Below are 2,179 nucleotides of genomic sequence, written 5' to 3' on the forward strand. Positions count from 1 at the left end.
CTGACCGCTTGCGTCTTTCGCCGACGCGGGGTCGCACCGCTGTTCCCTGTTCCCTATAAACCTACTTTCATACCTTAATTCAGCAATGCCGATTTTAGCTATTGGACACCTCCTGCAATTTGTAAATATGCCATTGCACACTGCTATAATTAGGGCTTGCTGAAAAAGTCTTTTTTAAGGAGTAGGGGAGAATTTTTTTGCCCAACTCTTACTAAAAGTACGCTCCTTTTTGAGCATGAAGAGCTGAAAACCATGTACTTTTTCAATATATAAAAAGCCTTAAACCTTTATCTGGTAATTATTTGATATTTAATCAGCAAACCCTAATTAGAATAGACCACTATTACAATAGACATCTCCAATAATAAAAAATCAAATCAATCCCATACGCAGAAATTATCAATTCTTTCCCCGCTACTGCCTAATGCCTACTGCCTATTGCCTCTTTTCTGGAAATGTCTAATGCACAACCACCAAAATATCATTGAAAAAATAGAATTGTCATAGTATAACAAAATAGAGAGCATGAAGTATAGCTTAACATGGGTACAACAGTTTTCTATAAGCTAGGTTGCTACTACCAGCGAAATAGATTTTGAAACTCCCGGTTCACTATAATAAATACTCTTGATAATTTGTATAGTTTAGTTATCGATTCAAATTTTTCCTGATAGTTTATTTAGAACTTTTGCTCCTAAAATCACAAACATCGGCAAATTTTATAATCAGTAACTTCAAAAGCAACTACTAATACAACGATAATTAACATAGTATGAAAGAAAGATTGGTAAATTTACTAAACTTCTCTAGCCTGGATTGGTGGGTGAAAATTTTTACTGATAACCCTCGTTGCACTTATTATTTTGGACCTTTTTCGACACCTGAAGAAGCAAGATCTGCTGAGGCTGGTTATATAGAAGATTTAAAAAGCGAAGGTACTCAGGGTATTCAGGTGTTTATTGAACAGTCTAAACCTGTGGAATTAACTATTTATGATGAATTGGAAAATAGCAGCGATACAAGAGTAGTAAATTCTGCTTTTAGTCCCCAAACCTTATCCTATTAAGGAAATTATAAACGAAGGCAGAAGGCAGAGGGCAGATGGCAGAAGTAACAATTGGATTGGGTTTTATACCCTTGTTCCCTTAGGTTACGGGCAATCTATGCTGGAGTCAGAATTTCTTTCTGCATAAATGCCTCCTGCCCTCTATCTTTACAGGAAATTATCAATTTTTCTGAGTTTTTACTTTTAATTTACTTTTACAAAAATTTTTAATATGTTTTGTGAGGCTGTATCCATTTTTTAATATCTGTTAGTACTTGTTGAGGAATCTCCCAAGGAAAAAGATGAGCGGTGTTAGGATAGCATCGCCAATGTGCATGATTGAGATGTAGAGCTGTTTCTTGACTGGACTCAGGTGTAATATGGCGATCGCTAGCTCCAGCTAATACTAAGCAAGGACATTGAATTTGGGGCAGATCGCTCAATCTGTTATAGCCACTTCTTAAAGCTTGATTTAATGCTCGAGTGGCAAATTTAGATGTTTGTAAATAGGCAGCAACTCCTTCTGTTGCTAAATATCTATAGGTAGTAGGAGTGTGTTGTTGAATGAGATATCTAAATAGCGATCGCTTGCCAAAAGTATCAATATTCCATTGCCATCCAGGTATAAACCAATTTATAATCCCCGCTAAACCAGTATAAAGATTATCCTGCCAAGTAATGGGTGGATGATTACCTCTAGGTTTTGCTGCGGTAGCTATTAAAATCAGACCTGCAACTTTCTCTGGGTTTTTTAGAGCTAACTCCATTGCAATAATTCCACCTAACGACCATCCTAAGATAAAATATTTGGGGATCTGAAGTTGGTCTAGCAGTGTTTCTAAGTCTACTAAATGTTGAGTCATCTCAAAGTCTTTTTTCGTATAACTTTTGCCATAACCTCTTAAGTCAGGAGCAATAGTTTGAAAGTTTTGGCAGAGGGAGTTGGTAAAGACTGACATACATTGGGCCGAGCCTGGATGTCCGTGGAGGCAAAGAATGGGAAAACCTTCTCCTTTGACTTGAAAATTTAGTGGTAATGATGAGACCATAATTATGTTTTCTGTACAGTTTTTTTGATAACGATAATTCAGATTAAAGATTTACTACAGCCTTTTTTTATTCCTATATTAAAGT

At 36.2% G+C, this 2,179-nt stretch carries 2 protein-coding genes; one reads left to right on the forward strand and one right to left on the reverse strand.

The genetic code is table 11. From position 1 onward, the window contains the following. Nucleotides 1–772: 772 nt before the first annotated feature. Nucleotides 773–1,066, forward strand: a complete 294-nt coding sequence (locus tag AC3DU7_RS31965; protein WP_488043250.1) for a DUF1816 domain-containing protein — start codon at nt 773–775, stop codon at nt 1,064–1,066. 206 nt (nt 1,067–1,272) lie between these two features. Here the strand turns inward: AC3DU7_RS31965 and AC3DU7_RS31970 are convergent, their stop codons facing one another. Further along, nucleotides 1,273–2,094, reverse strand: a complete 822-nt coding sequence (locus AC3DU7_RS31970) for an alpha/beta fold hydrolase (RefSeq protein WP_488043251.1) — start codon at nt 2,092–2,094, stop codon at nt 1,273–1,275. Between the last annotated feature and the right edge of the window lie 85 nt (nt 2,095–2,179).

This window comes from Okeania sp. (genome assembly GCF_983059655.1).

Coding starts and splice junctions, on each gene's coding strand:
- AC3DU7_RS31970 (WP_488043251.1), bottom strand. CDS start 2,094: ATGGTCTCATCATTACCACTAAATTTTCAAGTCAAAGGAGAAGGTTTT.
- AC3DU7_RS31965 (WP_488043250.1), top strand. CDS start 773: ATGAAAGAAAGATTGGTAAATTTACTAAACTTCTCTAGCCTGGATTGG.